At 60.8% G+C, this 20,202-nt stretch carries 18 protein-coding genes; 15 read left to right on the plus strand and 3 right to left on the minus strand.

The window, feature by feature from the left end:
• Positions 1–165: 165 nt before the first annotated feature.
• Both ACP691_RS12610 and ACP691_RS12615 read right to left on the minus strand, forming a co-directional pair.
• On the minus strand, positions 166–1,386 hold the full coding sequence (locus ACP691_RS12610; RefSeq protein ID WP_426151085.1) for a CaiB/BaiF CoA transferase family protein: 1,221 nt from the start codon (positions 1,384–1,386) through the stop codon (positions 166–168).
• 10 nt (positions 1,387–1,396) lie between these two features.
• On the minus strand, positions 1,397–2,578 hold the full coding sequence (locus ACP691_RS12615; RefSeq protein WP_426151083.1) for an acyl-CoA dehydrogenase: 1,182 nt from the start codon (positions 2,576–2,578) through the stop codon (positions 1,397–1,399).
• Positions 2,579–2,723: 145 nt separating this feature from the next.
• On the opposite strand from ACP691_RS12615, the gene ACP691_RS12620 reads away from it, so the two are divergent.
• The 15 genes from ACP691_RS12620 to ACP691_RS12690 all read left to right on the plus strand — a co-directional run bounded on the left by ACP691_RS12620 (position 2,724) and on the right by ACP691_RS12690 (position 18,940).
• Entirely contained in the window at positions 2,724–3,623 is a 900-nt protein-coding gene (locus tag ACP691_RS12620) for a LysR family transcriptional regulator (protein ID WP_426151081.1), read from the plus strand.
• Positions 3,624–3,992: 369 nt separating this feature from the next.
• Positions 3,993–5,114: a Re/Si-specific NAD(P)(+) transhydrogenase subunit alpha gene (locus ACP691_RS12625; RefSeq protein ID WP_426151079.1), complete on the plus strand. Its 1,122-nt coding sequence runs from the start codon at positions 3,993–3,995 to the stop codon at positions 5,112–5,114.
• A gap of 11 nt (positions 5,115–5,125) precedes the next feature.
• Complete coding sequence (locus tag ACP691_RS12630; protein WP_040260508.1) at positions 5,126–5,440, plus strand: NAD(P) transhydrogenase subunit alpha; 315 nt, start codon at positions 5,126–5,128, stop codon at positions 5,438–5,440.
• The gene (locus ACP691_RS12635; protein ID WP_426151077.1) at positions 5,440–6,873 is read left to right on the plus strand and encodes an NAD(P)(+) transhydrogenase (Re/Si-specific) subunit beta; all 1,434 of its coding nucleotides are present in this window, start codon (positions 5,440–5,442) and stop codon (positions 6,871–6,873) included. The genes ACP691_RS12630 and ACP691_RS12635 overlap by 1 nt, the downstream gene beginning before the upstream one ends.
• A 173-nt stretch (positions 6,874–7,046) precedes the next feature.
• A complete protein-coding gene (locus ACP691_RS12640; RefSeq protein WP_426151075.1) occupies positions 7,047–8,552 on the plus strand; it encodes an acetyl-CoA hydrolase/transferase family protein in 1,506 nt (501 codons plus the stop codon).
• 301 nt (positions 8,553–8,853) lie between these two features.
• Positions 8,854–9,069 (plus strand): DUF1127 domain-containing protein, encoded by a 216-nt coding sequence (locus tag ACP691_RS12645; RefSeq protein WP_426151073.1) that lies wholly within the window; start codon positions 8,854–8,856, stop codon positions 9,067–9,069.
• 172 nt (positions 9,070–9,241) lie between these two features.
• Positions 9,242–9,568: a DUF2388 domain-containing protein gene (locus ACP691_RS12650; protein WP_426151071.1), complete on the plus strand. Its 327-nt coding sequence runs from the start codon at positions 9,242–9,244 to the stop codon at positions 9,566–9,568.
• Positions 9,569–9,667: 99 nt separating this feature from the next.
• Positions 9,668–9,958: a DUF2388 domain-containing protein gene (locus ACP691_RS12655; protein WP_426151069.1), complete on the plus strand. Its 291-nt coding sequence runs from the start codon at positions 9,668–9,670 to the stop codon at positions 9,956–9,958.
• Positions 9,959–9,995: 37 nt separating this feature from the next.
• The gene (locus ACP691_RS12660) at positions 9,996–10,316 is read left to right on the plus strand and encodes a DUF2388 domain-containing protein (protein ID WP_040260502.1); all 321 of its coding nucleotides are present in this window, start codon (positions 9,996–9,998) and stop codon (positions 10,314–10,316) included.
• Positions 10,313–12,274, plus strand: coding sequence for a DUF4105 domain-containing protein (locus ACP691_RS12665; protein ID WP_426151067.1), 1,962 nt, complete (start codon positions 10,313–10,315; stop codon positions 12,272–12,274). The genes ACP691_RS12660 and ACP691_RS12665 overlap by 4 nt, the downstream gene beginning before the upstream one ends.
• A 191-nt stretch (positions 12,275–12,465) precedes the next feature.
• On the plus strand, positions 12,466–13,773 hold the full coding sequence (locus tag ACP691_RS12670) for a CitMHS family transporter (RefSeq protein ID WP_426151065.1): 1,308 nt from the start codon (positions 12,466–12,468) through the stop codon (positions 13,771–13,773).
• A gap of 58 nt (positions 13,774–13,831) precedes the next feature.
• Complete coding sequence (locus ACP691_RS12675; protein ID WP_040260498.1) at positions 13,832–14,566, plus strand: TerC family protein; 735 nt, start codon at positions 13,832–13,834, stop codon at positions 14,564–14,566.
• 141 nt (positions 14,567–14,707) lie between these two features.
• Positions 14,708–16,366, plus strand: coding sequence for a Na/Pi cotransporter family protein (locus ACP691_RS12680; RefSeq protein ID WP_426151062.1), 1,659 nt, complete (start codon positions 14,708–14,710; stop codon positions 16,364–16,366).
• 80 nt (positions 16,367–16,446) lie between these two features.
• Positions 16,447–17,859, plus strand: coding sequence for a M16 family metallopeptidase (locus ACP691_RS12685; protein ID WP_426151060.1), 1,413 nt, complete (start codon positions 16,447–16,449; stop codon positions 17,857–17,859).
• A gap of 40 nt (positions 17,860–17,899) precedes the next feature.
• Positions 17,900–18,940: a DUF5924 family protein gene (locus ACP691_RS12690; RefSeq protein ID WP_426151058.1), complete on the plus strand. Its 1,041-nt coding sequence runs from the start codon at positions 17,900–17,902 to the stop codon at positions 18,938–18,940.
• Here the strand turns inward: ACP691_RS12690 and ACP691_RS12695 are convergent.
• Positions 18,922–20,151, minus strand: coding sequence for a nucleoside recognition domain-containing protein (locus ACP691_RS12695; RefSeq protein WP_426151056.1), 1,230 nt, complete (start codon positions 20,149–20,151; stop codon positions 18,922–18,924). The two genes, ACP691_RS12690 and ACP691_RS12695, sit on opposite strands and share 19 nt — an antisense overlap.
• Between the last annotated feature and the right edge of the window lie 51 nt (positions 20,152–20,202).

The raw sequence follows: 20,202 nt of genomic DNA on the forward strand, positions 1-20,202 counted from the left end.
TCAACCACCTTTTTCACCGCGTTCGATCCGGAGATCGAAGCCACTTCCTGCTTACCTGAACCGCTAACTCGTTGATTCTCAAGGAGTTTGCCGTTCCGTTGTCGCTGGAAGTGGGGCGCATTATAAGGGGTTTCGAAACGCCGTCAACACTTATTTTGGATAAGTTCAAATCACCTTGGCAGCCGCCAATTCAGCCAGGCGCTCCGCTCCGAGCCCAAGGGTTTCGGAAAGCACTGCCGCAGTATGCTCGCCCAATAAAGGCGGCGGCCGTCGATAGCTAACCGGCGTACGCGATAGCCGCAACGGGCTGGCAACCTGCTTGAGGGAACCGGCAAGCGGGTGATGCATGTCCACCACAAGCTCGCGCGCCAGTGCCTGAGGATCCGAGAACACTTCAGACAAGTCATTGATGGGCCCGCAGGGTACTCCTGCTCCCTCCAGTGCCCGCACCCACTCTTGAGTAGTTCGGAAGACGGTGACCTGCCGTATCGCTGGTATCAACGCTGCCCGGTTCGCCACCCGGGCCGCGTTCGTGGCGAAGCGAGGGTCATCTGCCCAGTGCTCACACTCGGCTACCTTGGCGAATTTGCGGAATTGCTGGTCATTGCCCACCGTTAGAATGATGTCGCCATCGGCGGTGGGAAAATCCTGGTAGGGCACGATATTGGGGTGGGCATTCCCCAACCGGCGTGGCGCCACCCCGGTGGTAAGGTAATTCATGGCCTGGTTGGCCAGGCAGGCCACCTGAACGTCCAGCAAGGCCGTATCTATATATTGCCCCTGCCCGCTGCGCTCACGCTCGGCCAACGCAGCAAGCACCCCTACTGTGGCATACAGCCCGGTCAGAATGTCGGTAACGGCCACGCCAACCTTCACCGGCCCCTCTCCAGCTTCGCCTGTAGCCCGGCCAGTCAGGCTCATAAGCCCACCTAGGCCCTGGATCATGAAGTCGTACCCGGCCCGCTTGGCATACGGGCCGGTTTGCCCGAATCCGGTGATGGAGCAGTAGATAAGCCTGGGGTTGATCGCCTTCAGGCTCTCATAGTCCAGGCCGTAAGCCTCCAGCCCCCCCACCTTGAAGTTCTCCAGGAGGATGTCTGAACGCTCCGCCAGTTGGCGAACCAATTGCTGACCATCGGGGTGGGTGAAATCAATGGTCACCGATGCCTTGTTGCGATTGGCTGCCAGGTAATAGGCCGCCTCGCCAGTGCTCAGGCCAGCCGCATCCTTCAGATAGGGCGGCCCCCATGCCCGTGTATCATCGCCTGTGCCGGGGCGCTCGATCTTGATGACCTCCGCCCCTAGGTCGCCCAATATCTGGCCAGCCCAAGGTCCCGCCAATACGCGAGAAAGGTCCAGGACCCTGAGGTGCGATAACGCTCCCATGGGCCGCTCCTCAGTAGAAAGCCTGGATGCCAGTTTGCGCGCGGCCCAGGATCAAGGCATGGACATCATGGGTGCCTTCATAGGTGTTGACCACTTCCAGGTTCACCAGATGGCGCGCCACGCCGAATTCGTCCGAGATACCGTTGCCCCCGAGCATGTCGCGCGCCATGCGCGCGATGTCCAGCGCCTTGCCGCAGGAATTGCGCTTCATGATGGACGTGATTTCCACCGCGGCCGTGCCCTCGTCTTTCATCCGCCCCAGGCGTAGACAACCTTGCAACGCGAGGGTGATCTCCGTCTGCATGTCTGCCAGCTTTTTCTGAACCAACTGGTTGGCGGCCAGTGGCCGGCCAAACTGCTGGCGATCAAGGGTGTATTGACGCGCGGTGTGCCAGCAATACTCAGCCGCCCCGAGGGCGCCCCAGGAAATGCCATAGCGGGCCGAGTTCAGGCAAGTGAAGGGGCCCTTGAGCCCTCGTACATCAGGGAAAGCGTTTTCCTCGGGCACGAATACATTATCCATCACGATCTCGCCTGTGATTGAGGCTCGCAGGCCCACCTTCCCATGGATTGCAGGTGCGCTCAGGCCCGTCCAGCCTTTTTCCAGGATGAAGCCACGAATATCGCCAGCGTCATCCTTGGCCCATACAACGAACACATCGGCGATCGGGCTGTTGGTGATCCACATCTTGCTGCCGCTCAGCCGATATCCTCCCTCTACCCGCTTGGCCCGGGTCGCCATTGAACCCGGGTCGGAGCCATGGTCAGGCTCGGTGAGGCCAAAGCAGCCGATCCACTGGCCGCTGGCGAGCTTGGGCAGGTACTTCTGCTTTTGCGCTTCGGTACCGAATTCGTTGATAGGCACCATGACCAGTGAGGACTGCACACTCATCATGGAACGGTACCCGGAGTCGACCCGTTCCACTTCCCGCGCGATCAACCCATAGCAGACGTAATTCAGGCCGCTGCCTCCATAGACTTCCGGAATCGTGGCACCCAGCAGGCCCATGCCCCCCATCTCGCGGAAAATCGCCGGATCGGTGCGTTCATTGCGGAAGGCCTCCAATACCCTTGGAGTCAATTGGGCGCTGGCGAAGTGCGCCGCGCTATCGCGGACCATGCGCTCTTCCTCGGAAAGCTGCTGGTCCAGGAGCAAAGGATCGATCCAGTTGAAGCTCGCTTTGGTGGCCATGGCCTGGGTCCTTGAAATCGATGACAGTCAACCAAGCCTAGATGCGATAGCTAGCGGACTCAAACGAGGTTTATGCAAAGGGTTGTGTTGATTTCTCACTTCGAAACGAGCAAAAAGGCCTGACTACAAGGATTGGTCATGAGTCATGCGCAGAAAGATCCCTAGCACAGCCGCTCTGGTTTGCTTCGAAGCCGCCGCCCGGCATGAAAGTTTCACTAAGGCCGCTGGTGAATTGTCGTTGACCCAAGGTGCGGTCTGTCGACAGATCGCTGCCCTGGAAGGCTTCCTGAACGTGGAGCTTTTCCGTCGTTCGAGGCGGGGTGTGAAATTGACCGAAGCCGGCCTTTCCTACAGCCGCCAGGTTGCCGCTCAGCTTGATGCCGTAGAGCGGGACACGCTATCGGTCATGGGGCATCAGGGTGCTGTATCTCTGGAGCTCGCCGTGGTTCCTACCTTTGGTACCCGATGGCTGCTTCCCAGACTCAAGGCATTCCAGGCGCTTCACCCCCAAGTCACTGTCAATCTGACCAACCGCACCCGCCCTTTCCTGTTCGCCGATACCCCCTACGATGCCGCCGTCTATTTCGGCGACGGCGAATGGCCTGGCACCCGAGCCTATCGCCTGATGGGTGAACAATCGGTGCCGGTATGCAGCCCCGCGCTTATTCAGGGCTTACCCCTGACCGAGCCTGGCAAGCTGGCTGAATTGCCTCTGTTGCAGCAGACCACCCGGCCGTATGCGTGGCGGCACTGGTTCAGCTCGCTCGGGCTGCAGATTGGTCGAGATATGACGGGGCCACGTTACGAACTGTTCTCCATGCTGGCTCAAGCCGCCATTCACCAGATGGGAGTGGCCTTGATTCCCCCTTTCTTGATTGAGCAGGAACTCAACCGGGGAGAGTTGGTGGTCGCACATCCTCATGCTTTCTCTGACACCCGCGCCTATCACCTCGTGATCCCGGAAAGGAAAGTTGAGTCCCGGTCGCTGAAAGCATTCAGGGACTGGTTATTGGAAAGTGCTCATTCGTATTCCCTGAAAGACTAGCTGCTATAACTTTTTCTCGAATGAAAGATAGGCATGGCAGCTATAACTTCCTTTTCTTCCACTGCTGACGAACAAGCCAGGAAGAGACTATCCAGTCAACCCTAGACCGCCCGTATCACAAGGCTTGCAGCCAAATTAACCGCCTCCTTTGCGCCGCCTCTACTGTTTGCCTGATCACTTTAAAAACACGACTTCGCTTTTATAAACAAGCACCTAGCTTGTCGCCTGGATATTAACGGTTGCCGTCGCCGCCTCGCCTATGCAGAATGCGCTCAAGCAATAAAGAGCGCCTTACCTTGTTAACTCAGGGCGATCAGTCTTGCTTTGAAAATGGGATTCGAACAGCGAGTTTCAATCAGGAGAAACATTGTGCGCATAGGCGTTCCACTTGAAACCCACCTCGGCGAGACCCGGGTAGCGGCTACTCCAGAAACCGTGAAGAAGCTGGTGTCCTCAGGACATAGCGTGGTCGTCGAAGCCGGGGCTGGCATCAAGGCCAGCCTGCCTGACGCAGCCTATGAAGCAGCCGGCGCCGTGATGGGGACGGCCACGCAGGCCTTCGGGGCGGAAATAGTGCTCAAGGTACTGCCACCTAGCGCGGACGAGCTGAACAGACTGGCCCGCGGCACGGTGGTGATCGGCATGCTCAACCCGTTCGATGATGACGGGTTGGCGCGCCTGGCCGAACGCGGCGTGACAGGCTTCGCTCTGGAGGCAGCACCGCGCACCTCACGAGCCCAAAGCCTGGATGTGCTCTCCTCCCAGGCCAACATCGCGGGCTATAAAGCAATACTGCTGGCCACCCATTACTACCCTCGCTTCATGCCTATGCTCATGACCGCGGCCGGTACGGTAAAGGCCGCCCGTGTACTGGTACTGGGCGCAGGCGTCGCGGGACTTCAAGCCATAGCCACCGCCAAGCGCCTAGGCGCGGTGATCGAAGCCTCCGATGTGCGTCCTGCAGTGAAGGAGCAGATCGAATCGCTAGGGGCCAAATTCATCGATGTGCCCTACGAAACGGATGAAGAACGCGAATGCGCCCAAGGAGTGGGAGGCTACGCGCGGCCCATGCCTGCCAGCTGGATGCAGCGCCAGGCCCAGGCAGTGCACGAGCGCGCCAAGCAGGCCGACATTGTCATCACCACCGCGCTGATACCTGGCCGCAAGGCGCCAACCCTGCTCAGCGCGGAAACCGTTGCCCAGATGAAGTCCGGCGCGGTGGTGGTGGACCTGGCCGCCGCACAAGGCGGCAATTGCCCGCTGACCGTCGCCGACCAGGCTGTGACTGCGCATGGCGTCACCATCGTTGGCCCTACCAACCTGGCGGCGCAGGTGCCGGCGGACGCCTCGGCCCTCTATGCCCGCAACGTGCTCGATTTTCTCAAGCTCGTTTTGACCAAGGAAGGCGCCCTGGAGCTGAACCTGGAAGACGACATAGTCGCGGCTTGCCTGATGTGCCGCGATGGCCAACTGCTGCGCAAACAACCTTGAGGGTCATATAGATGGACGATCTGCTGATTTCCCACGGTATCTACAACCTGATCATCTTCGTGCTGGCCATCTACGTGGGCTATCACGTGGTCTGGAACGTTACGCCCGCACTGCACACCCCTCTGATGGCCGTTACCAATGCCATCTCCGCCATTGTCATCGTCGGCGCCATGCTGGCGGCCGCCCTTACTGTCACGCCTTTGGGCAAATTCATGGGCACCGCAGCGGTAGCGCTGGCGGCGGTCAATGTGTTCGGCGGCTTCCTGGTCACGCGCCGCATGCTGGAAATGTTCAAGAAGAAAGCCAAGCCTGGAGCCGACAGCTGATGAGCATGAACCTGATCACCCTGCTTTACCTGGTCGCCTCGGTCTGCTTCATCCAGGCATTGAAAGGCTTGTCCCACCCGACCACGTCCCGTCGGGGCAACCTCTTTGGAATGCTGGGCATGGGCCTGGCCGTGTTGACCACGGTCGTACTCATCTTCAAGCTGGGGACGGAGCTCGCCCCCCTGGGGCTGGGCTATGTGCTGCTTGGCCTGCTGTTGGGTGGCAGCGCCGGAGCGATCATGGCGCGCCGGGTTGAAATGACCAAGATGCCTGAGTTGGTCGCTTTCATGCACAGCATGATCGGCCTGGCGGCGGTGTTCATCGCCATCGCCGCGGTGGTCGAGCCGCAATCGCTGGGCATAGTCGCTCAGTTGAGCGACCCTATCCCTACCGGCAACCGCCTCGAGTTGTTCCTGGGCGCGGCCATAGGTGCAATTACCTTTTCCGGCTCGGTGATCGCCTTCGGCAAGCTTTCCGGCAAATACAAGTTCCGCCTGTTTCAGGGCGCGCCTGTACAGTTCGCCGGCCAGCACAAGCTCAACCTGTTGCTTGGCCTACTCACGGTGGCACTGGGCCTGGCCTTTACCTTCACGGGCAACCACACCGCATTCGCGTTGATGCTGGCGTTGGCGTTCGTCATGGGCGTGCTGATCATCATCCCCATCGGTGGCGCCGACATGCCGGTGGTGGTTTCCATGCTCAACAGCTATTCAGGCTGGGCTGCCGCTGGCATCGGCTTTTCCCTGAACAACGCCATGCTCATCATCGCAGGCTCTTTGGTCGGGTCTTCCGGGGCGATCCTTTCCTACATCATGTGCAAGGCCATGAACCGGTCCTTCTTCAACGTAATCCTCGGCGGCTTCGGCGGCGCGGCGGAAGCGGCCAGCGCCGGCCATCAGGAAGCGCGCCCGGTCAAATCGGGCTCGGCTGACGACGCCAGCTTCCTTCTTGGCAATGCCGATAGCGTGATCATCGTGCCGGGTTATGGTCTGGCCGTGGCGCGGGCCCAACACGCGCTGAAGGAACTGACTGAAAAACTCACCCATAAAGGCGTAACGGTGAAATATGCGATCCACCCTGTCGCGGGCCGCATGCCTGGGCATATGAACGTCCTGCTGGCTGAGGCCGAGGTGCCTTACGACCAGGTCTTCGAGATGGAGGACATCAACTCTGAGTTTGGCCAGGCTGATGTAGTGCTCGTGCTGGGCGCGAACGATGTCGTCAACCCGGCCGCCAAGAACGATCCCAAGTCGCCGATCGCCGGCATGCCTATCCTTGAAGCGTTCAAGGCGCGTACCGTCATCGTCAACAAACGGTCCATGGCCAGCGGTTACGCCGGGCTGGACAACGAGCTCTTCTATATGGACAAGACGATGATGGTCTTCGGTGACGCGAAGAAGGTGATCGAAGACATGGTCAAGGCGGTGGAATAGCCGCTTAGGCTCCGGCCCAGGCGACCTTTCAGGCCGGCATCGTTACCTCTCGCGCAATACTGTTTTACGCTGGAATGCGCCTTCCAGAGCGGTTCTTTCGACCTTTGTCGAAGGCCACGCGGGGCTCAGGTTGCATAGACTTCGCAACCTGAATCCCGCGCGTGAGACCTGCCATGTACCCCGACCGTATTCGTTTGCCCTCCCTCCACGACAAGGTAATGCCTGCCGCCCAAGCCGCTGCCCTGATCGAGAATGGCATGACCGTGGGCATGAGCGGCTTCACCCGCGCCGGCGAGGCCAAGGCCGTACCTCAAGCGTTGGCGGATCGGGCTCGGCTCGACCCTCTGCAGATCACCTTGATGACCGGGGCCAGCCTTGGCAACGATCTGGATAAACAACTCACCGACGCGGGGGTACTTGCCCGCCGTATGCCTTTCCAGGTGGACAGCACCCTGCGCAAGGCCATCAATGACGGCAAGGTGATGTTCATTGACCAGCACTTGTCGGAAACGGTCGAGCAGTTGCGCAACCTACAGATCAAGCCGGTCGATCTGGCAGTGATCGAAGCCGTGGCCATCACCGAACAGGGGCATATCGTGCCGACTACTTCGGTAGGCAACTCAGCGAGCTTCGCCATCCTTGCCCGTCAGGTGATCGTGGAGATAAACCTGGCCCAGCCATTGGCGCTAGAAGGGTTGCATGACATTTATATCCCGACTTACCGTCCTAGCCGGACGCCTATCCCCGTCGTAGCCTGCGACGACCGTATAGGTCAAATCGCCATCCCCCTCGATCCGGCAAAGATCGCAGCCATCGTCATCAGCAACCAGCCTGATTCCAATTCCACGGTATTGCCCCCTGACACGGACACCAAGGCAATCGCCGACCATCTGGTGAGCTTTTTCTGCCAGGAAGTGAAGCACGGCCGCCTTACCCACAAGCTGATGCCTTTACAGGCAGGCATCGGCACCATTGCCAACGCTGTCATGCATGGGCTGCTCGACTCCCCCTTCCATGACCTGACCATGTATTCGGAGGTATTGCAGGACTCGACCTTCGACCTGTTCGACGCCGGCAAGCTCAGCTTCGCATCCGGCAGCTCGATTACCTTGTCCGCTCGCCGGCATGAGCAGGTATTCAACGATCTGGAGCGGTACAAATCCCGGCTGGTCTTGCGTCCTCAGGAAATCTCCAACCATCCTGAAGTGATCCGGCGCCTGGGCATTATCGGCATCAATACTGCGCTGGAATTCGACATCTATGGCAACGTGAACTCCACGCACGTAGCCGGAACCCGCATGATGAATGGCATTGGCGGTTCTGGAGATTTCGCTCGCAACGCGCACCTGGCCATTTTTGTCACCAAGTCCATAGCCAAGGGCGGCGCGCTCTCCAGTGTCGTGCCCATGGTCAGTCACGTGGACCATACCGAGCACGATGTGGATATCCTGGTGACGGAACAAGGCTTGGCTGACCTACGTGGCCTGGCGCCAAGGGAGCGTGCCCGGGTAATCATCGATAACTGTGTTCATCCCAGCTTCCGGCAGGCCCTGGATAGTTATTTTCATGCCGCCTGTGCCAATGGAGGACATACGCCGCATATCCTTCGTGAAGCGCTTGGCTGGCATATCAATGCGGAAGAAACCGGCCGGATGTTGCCGATCTGCACGTTGGGCTGAACCCACCCGGGCCGTCTCCCGCTGCCGTCCTCCATGCAATCAATAATGCTGAACTGTTCAACTGTACTGCTCATCAGCCCTACCTTTCAGACGAACCCGACAAGCTTCTTGCCTTGAATGCACAAAAATAGGGCGATGCAGTACAGTATGCACCAAGATGAGCAGTACAGTCGGCCTAAACAGATAACTGAATAGCCGTCTTGTCACTCAACTGTACATATAATTTTCCATCGCGCAGGCGCATCATTTGCCCATCTTCAGATCACACTTGAATCCCGCCACAAGCGGAAGGATGTTCACCATGGAACGTACCCTGAGTTCCGACCTGCGCTTCAACGATGCTAACCGCTCCAACACCGCTTCGCTGCCATTGCGAATCCTCGCTAACCTGAGCCTCTGGCAGCGTCGTCTCGCTAGCCGCCATCAGCTGGCTCGCCTGGATGCCCGCCTGCTGGCCGATGCGGGCATCAGCGAAGCACAGCGCTACGAAGAGCTGAGCAAACCATTCTGGCGCTAAAGCTCTCAACATAAAAAGCCCGCCTCGGCGGGTTTTTTGTTACCTGGGAAATACAGTTTCTATTAAATAATAATTTTTTAAAACTGTATTGCTCTGGAACCTCTTCTTAAAAGACGCTCTAATACACGGCTCGCAGCCACTTATCCTTGGCTGCCTCCTGGAGAGCCATGCCATGCGGTCCATCAAAACCTTGGTTTTTCTCGCGGCCCTGACCACTGTGTCTGTCGCTCCCGTCACCCAAGCTTCCAGTTTCGTTGTGACCACTGACGCGCTCGTGCGGGCGATCGATGCAACGACTGATACCACGTCCGATCTGTCTTCCTCACTGCGGGATAACAAGGTCGTGCAGCAGGCACGCGATGATGCCGCCAGCTTCGTCGCGAGCGACGGAGCGATTCGAGGCGTACGCCTGGAAAGTGCGCTGGCCTTCCTGCGCGAGCAATTACCTGAGGTACAGGCGACGGATACGCAGTGGGCAGAAGCAATCATTGCAGGATAATCAGGTTATGAAATGCCGGGCGCGGCCATACGCGGTCTAGCCCCCATACCCGCGCTTGGGTTAGCCTTGCCGCTTCGCTCGATGCTATTTCAGAGATTCATGCGCTACCTGCTTTCGCTTCTCGCCTTATTGTCCTGGAGCACGGCTTACGGGTTCGACACCAGCACCCAAGGGGTCGTCATCAGTGGCTACGTCACCAGCCAGGTGACGACGGCGCCTTTCGACAAGAAGGTAATCGTCGAAGCCCGTGACGATGCCGCGGCGTTCGTTGCCAGTAATGGCCAGATACGGGGCGTCAGGCTTGAGGCAGCCCTTGCGGCGCTGCGGCAGTCAACCCCTGGCATGAACGCCAACGACCTTGAACTGGCCCAGGCGATTCTCGTCCAATAGGTTACCCTTCCGCCCCCCGCTTTACCCGGAGATACCGATGCACAAGTTGTTGATCGCCGCCACCTTGGGGCTGGTCGCCCTGGCCGACGTGGCGCAGGCTCATACGTTGCAACAAACCAGTAACATCATTGTCCGCGCATTTGGACGCTCGATCGATTTCACCTCGGACACCACCACGTCCATTCGCGACGCCAAGGTCGTACTACAAGCCAAGGACGATGCCGCCAGCTATGTGGCCAGCCAGGGGGAAATCCGTGGCGCCCAGCTGGAATCCGCGTTCGTCACCTTGCGAGCGCAGCTGCCCGAGGCTCGCAACGCCAGTGACCAGGCCCTCGCTGAAGCCATTCTTGCACTGTGAGAGCCTTGGCCGCCTGGCTGCTCGCCGGCGGCCTTGCCCTGTTCAGTTTATCGGCCATGGCCGATCTGAAGCTCACGCTGGACACAGCCGGCCTGACGCCCGCTGAAAGCAGCGCCACCCAGGCGTTGCTGGACGAGGCATACGCTGCCCTGCCACCCCGCTTCGTGCAAGCCCTGGATCGCGATATCAGGGTACGCTGGACCAACCAGATGCCTGTCTCGGCCTACGGCCAGGCCTCCCTGGTATCTTCGCTCGAACTCAACCGCAGGCTGCTGCCCAGCCTCGCCGATGGCAGTGCGGCTACCCGGCAGACGGGACGACCTCATGGCACGGTGCGGGTCGAATTGCTGGCCACTGTCCTGCATGAACTGTCCCATTTGTATGACCGCGCCCGCCTCTGGTCGAAGGACGAGCGCAGCCTGATCGCCCGCTGTCGTCAACAGGAAGCGAGCCTGGGAAATATAGGCCTGACCGACGCATGCAGAGGCCAGACAGCGAGGCGCTTCACGCTCAGCGACGACCCCCGCTTGTTGGACTTGGCGGGATGGCCCCAGGCCGTAGGCCGACGCGGTGCCCGGGAGCAGGCCAACCGCCAGGTCGCGCGCAGCCCCGACCTGTACGAGACCAGCAGCCCCAAGGAATTCCTCGCGGTCAACATGGAGTACTTCCTGCTGGACCCTACCTACCCCTGTCGGCGCCCGGAGCTGTACGCCTATCTGCGAAATCATTTCGACTGGGCTCCGGCCAAAACCGCCCAATGTCCGACAAGCCTGCCCTTCCTCAACGCGGGTAGTGATTTCGGTCGCGAGCCTCTGGGCATGATCGACCCGGAACGGGTCTACGAGGTCGACTACCTGCTGGCTGAGGCCAACCAGAACTGGGTGAGCCGGTGGGGCCACAGCATGCTGCGCCTGGTGATCTGTGCCCCAGGCCGCCCTCGCGGGCCGGATTGCCGCCTGGACCTGGAATACAGCCTGGTGCTGTCCTACCGGGCATTCGTCGATGACGTACAACTATCCACCTGGGGAGGCCTCAACGGTGCGTATCCGTCGCGCCTGTTCGTTCTTCCGTTGGCCCAGGTGATCGATGAATACACCAAGACCGAGCTGCGCAGCCTTGCCTCGGTACCACTCAAGCTCAGCCGGAGCGAGATCGAAGCGCTCGTCAGGCACGCGGCCCAGATGCACTGGAGCTACGATGGCAATTACTACTTCCTTTCCAACAACTGTGCGGTAGAAACCCTGAAATTACTTCGCGCGGGCACCCGGGACCCTCGCCTGCAAGGCCTGGACAGCATCGTCCCCAACGGCCTGCTCAAAGTGCTGGAAGGTCGCGGCCTGGCGGATGCCAGCGTACTGGACGACAAACGCGAGGCGCTGCGGCGCGGTTATTTCTTCGATTCTTTCCGTGATCGCTACCAGGCGATGTTCAGCGTCCTCAGGCAGCAACTGCCTGTCCCCCAAGCCACGGTAGAAGCCTGGCTTGAACAGCCAGCTGCCAGCCGACGCGCCTGGTTCGACCGCGCCGACCTACGCGCCAGCGCCGCCTTGCTGCTGCTGGAGCAGGCCGGGTATCGGCGGCAATTGCTGCTGGCACAAGAAGAAGTGAAGCAGCGTTACCTGGGCGCCCGCGACCAAGGTGACCACAGCGTGGCGAACGCTAATCAAACCTTGCAGGCCATTCTTGCCAACAGCGGGTTCCTGAGCCGCCCGGCCGAGCTTCTGGGCAGCGACGGCTATGGTCTGCCCCAGGAAGCGGAATGGCAGCGTCTGAAACAGGTATCCAGCGAACGGCAGCGACAACTACAGTCCCTGAGCGGGGACCTGGACAAGGAAGTGCGCGCCCTGCTGACGCCTGAGCGCGCCGAGGCCATCGCAGCCAGCGAGGCCAATCTCAAAGCCATTGGCGAGCATCTGCGCGAACTGCATAAGGCCGCGGGTGGGCTTGTACTGCCCTGACCTCCTTGAATGAACCGGGCAAGCAGGTGAATTCGACGGCAACCATGGCCTGTTCACTGCTCAGGGCCAGGCCATTTGTTTCAAGCAGCGTCACTGAAAGCCAGGCGAAAGCCAGGATGCTTAGCATCTGCGTCAACAGGTCGCGCTCGCTCGCGCCCGTCCCTCTATAAGACAACAACAAGAGACGCGTTATGCTCACCTTCCTTGGCTTCGCCATGGTCGTGACGTTCATGTTCCTGATCATGACCAAACGACTATCCGCCCTGATCGCCCTGATCATCATTCCCATCCTGTTCGCATTGTTCGGCGGCTTCGCCAGCAAGATCGGCCCCATGATGCTCGAAGGCATCAGCAAGCTGGCGCCCACGGGTGTCATGCTGATGTTCGCCATCCTGTACTTCGCCTTGATGATCGACTCCGGGCTGTTCGACCCGGCGGTACGCAAGATCCTCAAGCTGGTCAAGGGCGACCCGCTGAAAGTGTCGGTAGGCACCGCGGTACTTGCCCTGGTGGTGTCGCTGGACGGCGACGGCGCCACTACCTACATGATCTGCTGCGCGGCCATGCTGCCGTTGTACAGCCGCCTGGGCATGAGCCCGCGTATCATGGCCGGGTTGATCATCCTGGCCGGCGGCGTGATGAACATGACACCCTGGGGCGGCCCCACGGCGCGCGCCGCCAGCGCCCTGCATGTGGACCCCTCCGATATCTTCGTACCGATGATCCCGGCCATGGTCGCCGGGGTACTGGGCATCCTGGCCATCGCCTGGTGGTACGGCAAGCGTGAACGCGCGCGCCTGGGCGAACTGCATTTGCCAGGTGACGAGCTGCCCTCCAGCGAAATCAGCGTTTCTCAGTTCCCCGAGGCCCGGCGGCCCAGGCTGATCTGGTTCAACGGCGCGCTGACCGCGGCCTTGATGGTGGCGCTGGTCAACGGCCTGCTGCCGCTGCCAGTGCTCTTCATGGTCGCCTTCAGCATCGCCATGATCGTCAACTACCCGTGCCTGCAGGCACAGAAAGACCGCGTCGCCGCCCACGCTGGCAGCGTACTGGCGGTGGTAGGGCTGATTTTCGCCGCTGGCATCTTTACCGGTATCCTGTCCGGCACCGGCATGGTAGACGCCATGTCCAAGAGCCTGCTAGGGGTAATTCCCGACGCCCTTGGCCCTTACCTGGCAGTGATCACTGCCTTGGCCAGCATGCCTTTCACCTTCTTCATGTCCAACGACGCGTTTTACTACGGCGTATTGCCAGTGCTGGCCGAAGCGGCGGCGCATTATGGTATCTCCCCAGTGGAGATGGCCCGCGCCTCCATCGTGGGCCAGCCGGTTCACCTGCTGAGCCCATTGGTGCCCTCCACCTACTTGCTCGTGGCCCTGGCCGGCATTGAGTTCGGCGACCATCAGCGCTTCACCCTGAAGTGGGCAGTGGTGGTATGCCTGTGCATAATGTTCGCCGCCCTGGCCATGGGGATCTTTCCGCTGGCCGGAAGTCTCTAAACCCTCATTCGTCATACGCGCGCGCCACGGGCGCGCCTGCTTGCAAAGGAATCGTTAAATGGAATGGTTGACCAGCCCGGAACTCTGGGTTGCCTTTTTCACCCTGACGGCGCTGGAAATCGTGCTGGGCATCGATAACATCATCATGATTTCGATCCTGGTCAGCCGGATGCCCAAGCATATGCAGGCCCGTACTCGCCTGTTCGGCCTGGCCCTGGCCATGGTCACCCGGATCATGCTGCTGCTTTCCATTACCTGGGTAATGCGCCTGACCACGGATCTGTTCGTGATTTTCGGCCAGGGTATTTCCGGGCGTGACCTTATCCTGTTCTTCGGCGGCCTGTTCCTGCTATGGAAGAGCGCGCAGGAGATCTACCATGGCATGGAGGGCGAGGAAGAAGGCAGTGACGAGCCTTCCGGCAAGGGCGGAAATTTCCTCTACACCATTATTCAGATCGCCATCATCGACATCGTGTTCTCCCTGGACTCGGTGATCACGGCCGTGGGCATGGTGTCCCATGTTCCAGTAATGATCGCGGCCATCATCGTGGCCGTGCTGGTGATGATGCTGGCCTCGGGCACCATCAGCCGCTTCATCGATCTTCACCCTTCCCTGAAGATGCTGGCCCTGTCTTTCCTCCTGGTAGTAGGCACTGTACTGATCGGCGAAGCCTTCGATGTGCACGTGCCCAAGGGCTATGTGTACTTCGCCATGGCGTTCTCCCTGGCGGTGGAAGCGGTGAACATCAAGATGCGTACCAGCATGGCGAAAAAGCGAAAGCAGGCAGAATGACCAAGGCCTGGCGCGGCCAAGGCCCCAAAGCCGTCGCCAGGTAAATGTTACCATTTTGTTTCAAGTTGGCCTGTGCCATGCTCACCTCTGGCACAGGCCCCGGGTGTGAGTACCGGGGCGTAACCAGGGAGGTCGCCATACATGCTCACCCTGCTCGACCTTCTCTCAGCAGTCGCCTTGCTGGTGTGGGGCACTCACATCGTGCGCACCGGCATCCTGCGTGTCTACGGCACGGCCCTGAGACGTCTGCTGGGCCAGAACATCGCCAGGCGGCCACTGGCCTTTGTAGCGGGCATCCTGGTTACAGCCGTGGTGCAGAGCAGCAATGCGACCGCCATGCTGACCACTTCATTCGTTGGCCAAGGCCTGATGAGCCTCACTCCCGCCCTGGCAATCATGCTGGGCGCCGACGTGGGCACCGCGGTCATGTCCCGAGTGCTCACGTTCGACCTATCCTGGCTGTCGCCGCTGTTCATCTTCCTGGGTGTGGTGTTCTTCCTTTCACGCAAGCAGACCCGACTCGGTCAATTGGGCCGAGTCGGCATCGGCTTGGGCTTGATCATCCTGGCACTGCAATTGATCGTGGAGGCGGCCACACCCATTACCCAGGCCAAGGGCGTGCAGGTACTGTTCGGCTCGCTGACCGGTGACATCCTGCTCGATGCCCTCGTGGGCGCGCTCTTCGCCATGGTGTCCTATTCCAGCCTGGCGGCCGTGCTGCTGACCGCCACCCTGGCCGAAGCCGGGGTAATCAGCCTGCCGGTAGCGGTGGGCCTGGTGATCGGGGCCAATATCGGCAGTGGTCTGCTGGCATTCATCTCCACCAACATGCAGAACACGCCAGGGCGTCAGGTCGCCTTGGGGAGCCTGCTATACAAGCTGGTGGGCCTGTTGGTGATCATTCCGCTGCTCGGCCCGCTGGTTGCCTGGATGGACAGCCTGGCCTTGGACACGCAAAGCATGGTGATCGGCTTCCACGTGCTCTACAACAGCGTACGTTGCCTGGTCCTGCTGCCGACCACCACCCTCATGGCGCGCCTGTGCGAAACCCTGCTGCCAGGGCGACCTGATACCGGCGGGCGGGCGACGCCTCGTCATCTTGACCCCACCGCGCTGGATACCCCGAGCCTGGCCCTGGCCAATGCCGTACGCGAGACCCTGCGTCTGGGCGACCTCATCGATAGCCTCATGGGCGCGATGCTCAATGTCCTGCGCGGCGCGCAGACGGCGGTAACCCAGGAGGTACGCACCTTAAGTGACGAGGCTGAAGCCTTGTCCAGCGCCATCAAGCTGTATCTGGCCCAGATGCCCCGGGAAGACCTCTCTCACCAGGACAGCCAGCGCTGGGCGGAAATCATTGAACTGGCGGTCAACCTCAACCTGGCCAGCGACCTCATCGAGCGCATGCTGCGCAAGGTCCAGCAGCAGAAGACCTCGCAGAGGCGCTCGTTTTCGGACGTAGGCCTGGAAGAACTCGCCAGCTTGCATGCCCAATTGTCGAGCAACCTGCGTCTGGGCCTGAACGTGTTTCTGAGCCGGGACGAAGCGAGCGCTCGTCAGTTGCTGCGGGAAAAACGTCGTTTCCGTGCCCAGGAGCGGCGTTTTACCCATGCTCACGTCAGCCGTCTGCAACACAAGGTAGTGCAGAGCCTGGAAACCAGTTCACTGCACCTGGAGCTGATCGCGGACATGAAGCGCCTCAATTCGCTGTTCTGCGGCAGCGCCTACGCCGTTCTGGGTACCGGTGATACAGGCGCTTTGCTTGCCGACGACGAGGTATTGCCAACGCAGCCGCTGTGAACGGCCCAGCGGCTGCGCAGTCTCTAGCAAGGTCGGCAACGCCGGCTACTCTGCTTTTCCGCTGCCGCAAGGAAGCCTCGATGCGCTGTACGTTGTTCGCTTGCCTGCTCTTGCTGTGCTTGCCCGCAGTCGCTCTGGACCGTCTCCAGGTCGAGGGCTACCTGCTGCCCAATGGCCTGCAGGTATTGCTCAAACCGGGGACGGAACGAGGGCATGTGGCTATTAGATTGGTGGTAGGCGTAGGTTTCAGCGACTTCGATTGTGCACACCAAGAGCTGCCTCACCTGCTGGAGCATTTGCTGTTCAGTGGCGTGGACGATTCCGGCGAAGGCGGCCTGGAGGAGCGCATGCAGGCCCTGGGCGGTGAGTGGAATGCGTTTACCAGCGAAACGGACACCACCTTCGTGGTCGAAGCGCCGGCGCACAACCAACGCAAGGTACTGGACCTGCTGCTGAGCGCGGTAACCCGCACCGAGCTCACCGAAGCGCGCCTGGAAACCGCCAGGCGCATCGTCGAGCGCGAAGACGGCGGGCATTATTCTCATCTGCAACGCTGGCTGGACCATCAGGACCTTGGCAAGGACGCCAGCAACCAGCTGGCCATCGAAATGGGCCTGCGCTGTGCCGACCGCGCCTCGGCGGCGGGCCTGACCCTCGATCAGGTTCGGCAGGTACGCGCGCAATGGTATGCGCCCAACAACATGACCCTGATCGTGGTCGGCGAACTGGACAAGTTGCTGCCCGCCTACCTGGACCGAACCTATGGAGAGTTGGCTTCGGTACTGCCCAGCGAACACCCGGCCCTTACCCTGGAACGACGACCGGCCGCCCGAGAGCGCATCCTGACCCAGGGCTGGGCCGGGGACACCGCCAAGCTTCACTGGTATTTCATCGAGCCGGACGACGACACCTTGCCAGCCGGCGTATGGGACCTACTGCAAGGGTACCTGGATTGGGCTCTGTATCAGAAGCTGCGCCTGGAACTCGGACTATCCTATGGCCCCGGCAGCCAGAACGAGCCGTTTGGCGATACCACGCTGATAAGCCTCAACGCGGACCTGGACCGCGACGATGTGGATCATGCCAAGGCTGCCATGGCCGACATGCTCGAGCAGCTCAAGCACAACGGCCTGGACAGTGCCACCTTCGCACGCCTCAAGGCCGCCGCCATTGCTCACCTGGCTTGGGCGACCCAGGGCAACAGTGGGCTGGCGGACTATTACTGGGGCGCCTTGGCTGATTATGAAGACGGCCGCTTCGCCGACCCGGCCCGCGCCTTGCGCCAGGTCAGCCTCGCCCAGGCTAACGAAGCGTTGCGCAAGATGCTGGCGGACCCTGGCTACCTGCGGATCGAAAAACCCTTGTTCAGCTACACCACCCTGACCTTGATACTCACGGCGGCGGCAGTGCTTGGGCTTGTTCTGATCGTTGGGGCTGGCATTGCCCTGGTTCGTCACCGGCGTCCTGCCGCCAAGCGAGCGCGGCGCCGATGAACTCGCTATGCTTGCATGACGTCCCGCCTGTGCCCCGCTCATGAAGTCATTGCCTCCTTTCGTCACCAGAATCATCGAACTGATCAAGCGTTACCCCGGCATTGTCGCCGCCTTCGGCTTCTGCTCAGGCATTGGCAGCTTCGTGCTGGTGGACCGCCAAGCGAAGCTGGCGAGCCCGATCGCCATCCTGCTATTGGTCAGCTGGGTATGGCTGATGCTGGAAAACAGCTTCAACCGTCTGTTCAGCCGGTTCTTCAAGCGCGAAATACCACAGCCGCTGCTGCGCTACGCCACGCAGATGATCCACCAGGAAAGCCTGTTCTTCGTGTTGCCGTTCTTTTTCGTGACCACCACCTGGAACAGCGGCCAGCTGGTATTCACTGGCCTGCTCGCACTGGCCGGCCTGGTATCGATCACAGATCCGCTGTACTACCGCTGGGTCGCGCCCAGGCGTTGGCTGTTCCTGGCCATGCATACCTTCACCTTGTTCGCCGCCTTGCTTACGGCGATGCCGATCATTCTGCACCTGACCACCGCCGAGACCTTCAAGATCGCCCTTGGCGTGGCAATGCTGCTCTCGTTTCCCAGCCTCGCCACCAGCGTACCCCTGCACCATTGGCGCCGGGCCCTGGGGCTGGTGGCCCTTACCTTGGGAATCGGCGCCGCCGGCTGGCTGCTACGTACCTGGGTTCCGCCAGCAACCCTGTGGATGACCGAAGATGCGGTGACCCTGAGCCTGGACAATCAGAACCGCACTCCGGGGCAGAGCCTGGATACCCTGACCGTTGGCCAGGCACGCAACGGCGTGTATGCCTACACCGCGATCAATGCGCCGCGCGGACTGGAAGAGCGCATCTTCCATGTCTGGGAGTTCGACGGAAACGAGGTCGATCGCATCGCCCTGGATATCCATGGAGGGCGCAAGGAAGGTTACCGCGCCTGGACGCGCAAGCAGAACTTCCCGGCCGACCCCAGCGGCCACTGGAAGGTACGAGTGGAAACCGAAGACGGCCAGATCATAGGCGCGCTGCGCTTCACCATTACCGACGATGGCGCGGCCGGTCAGGCAAAGAACCAGTAGCACACGGCAATGGCGCAGAGTACGCCCACCAGTTCGGCGAACAGGGCACAGCCCACTGCATGGCGCGCTCGCTGGATGCCTACAGCACCAAAGTAGACGGCCAATACGTAGAAGGTCGTTTCCGTGCTGCCCTGGATGGTGGCCGCCACTAGTGCCGGGAAGCTGTCGACTCCCTTGGCCTGCATGGTTTCGATCAGCATCGCTCGGGCCGCGCTGCCCGAGAAGGGCTTGACCAACGCCGTGGGCAACGCGTCGACGAAACGGGTATCCAGGCCCAGCCACTGCACTCCGTGGCGGATTCCTTCGAGCGCCAGGTCCAGGGCACCCGAGGCACGCAACACGCCAACGGCCACTAGCATCGCCACCAGGTAAGGCAGCAAGCCCTTGGCCACGTCGAAGCCTTCCTTGGCACCCTCCACGAAAGCTTCATAGACAGCGACCCGACGCAGGGCCGCGACCGTGACGAAGGCAATGATCAGGCCGAACAGCGTCAGGTTGCCCAGCAAGGAGGACAAGCTGGCCACGGCCGTGGCTGACAGGCCGGCGAGGAATGCCATGAAGCTGCCCAGTATCAGCGCCCCTGGCAACAGATAAGTCAGCACTACGGGGTCCCAGAGGCGCAGGCGCTGCATCAGGGCGACTGACAGCAGCCCGGCCAGGGTGGAGCCGCTGGTGGCCAGCAGGATAGGCAGGAACACCATGGTTGGGTCCGGGGCGCCTTGCTGGGCGCGGTACATGAAAATGGTGACCGGCAGCAGGGTCAGTGATGAGGCGTTGAGTACCAGGAAAAGGATCTGCGCATTGCTGGCCTCGTCGGGGCGGGGGTTCAGCTCCTGCAGCGCACGCATCGCCTTCAGGCCGATAGGTGTGGCGGCATTGTCCAGGCCAAGAGCGTTGGCCGCGAAATTCATGGTGATCAGGCCAAGGGCAGGGTGCCCGCGCGGCACCTCGGGCATCAGCCGCGCGAACAGCGGACCAAGCAGGCGAGCCAGGGCATCGACGATGCCGGCTTTTTCAGCGATCTTGAGGAAACCCAGCCAGAGAGTGAGGGTGCCGAACAGTAGCACCATCACATCGACCGACAGCTTGGCCATGGCGAAGATGGCCTCCACCATGCTGGCGAATACTGCGGCGTTGCCTGCCACCAGCCATTGCGCCAGGGCAGCTACCGCCGCTACCAGGAAAAAGCCGAGCCATAGGCCGTTGAGCATTGCATACCCCCTTCAGCGAAGGGGGCATGATAGTCGGCCGCGAGCGGGCAG

Source organism: Pseudomonas sp. DC3200b2, assembly GCF_049895785.1.
GTDB lineage: Bacteria > Pseudomonadota > Gammaproteobacteria > Pseudomonadales > Pseudomonadaceae > Aquipseudomonas > Aquipseudomonas massiliensis.

Coding starts and splice junctions, on each gene's coding strand:
- ACP691_RS12610 (WP_426151085.1), bottom strand. CDS start 1,386: ATGGGAGCGTTATCGCACCTCAGGGTCCTGGACCTTTCTCGCGTATTG.
- ACP691_RS12615 (WP_426151083.1), bottom strand. CDS start 2,578: ATGGCCACCAAAGCGAGCTTCAACTGGATCGATCCTTTGCTCCTGGAC.
- ACP691_RS12620 (WP_426151081.1), top strand. CDS start 2,724: ATGCGCAGAAAGATCCCTAGCACAGCCGCTCTGGTTTGCTTCGAAGCC.
- ACP691_RS12630 (WP_040260508.1), top strand. CDS start 5,126: ATGGACGATCTGCTGATTTCCCACGGTATCTACAACCTGATCATCTTC.
- ACP691_RS12635 (WP_426151077.1), top strand. CDS start 5,440: ATGAGCATGAACCTGATCACCCTGCTTTACCTGGTCGCCTCGGTCTGC.
- ACP691_RS12640 (WP_426151075.1), top strand. CDS start 7,047: ATGTACCCCGACCGTATTCGTTTGCCCTCCCTCCACGACAAGGTAATG.
- ACP691_RS12645 (WP_426151073.1), top strand. CDS start 8,854: ATGGAACGTACCCTGAGTTCCGACCTGCGCTTCAACGATGCTAACCGC.
- ACP691_RS12650 (WP_426151071.1), top strand. CDS start 9,242: ATGCGGTCCATCAAAACCTTGGTTTTTCTCGCGGCCCTGACCACTGTG.
- ACP691_RS12655 (WP_426151069.1), top strand. CDS start 9,668: ATGCGCTACCTGCTTTCGCTTCTCGCCTTATTGTCCTGGAGCACGGCT.
- ACP691_RS12660 (WP_040260502.1), top strand. CDS start 9,996: ATGCACAAGTTGTTGATCGCCGCCACCTTGGGGCTGGTCGCCCTGGCC.
- ACP691_RS12670 (WP_426151065.1), top strand. CDS start 12,466: ATGCTCACCTTCCTTGGCTTCGCCATGGTCGTGACGTTCATGTTCCTG.
- ACP691_RS12675 (WP_040260498.1), top strand. CDS start 13,832: ATGGAATGGTTGACCAGCCCGGAACTCTGGGTTGCCTTTTTCACCCTG.
- ACP691_RS12680 (WP_426151062.1), top strand. CDS start 14,708: ATGCTCACCCTGCTCGACCTTCTCTCAGCAGTCGCCTTGCTGGTGTGG.
- ACP691_RS12685 (WP_426151060.1), top strand. CDS start 16,447: ATGCGCTGTACGTTGTTCGCTTGCCTGCTCTTGCTGTGCTTGCCCGCA.
- ACP691_RS12690 (WP_426151058.1), top strand. CDS start 17,900: ATGAAGTCATTGCCTCCTTTCGTCACCAGAATCATCGAACTGATCAAG.
- ACP691_RS12695 (WP_426151056.1), bottom strand. CDS start 20,151: ATGCTCAACGGCCTATGGCTCGGCTTTTTCCTGGTAGCGGCGGTAGCT.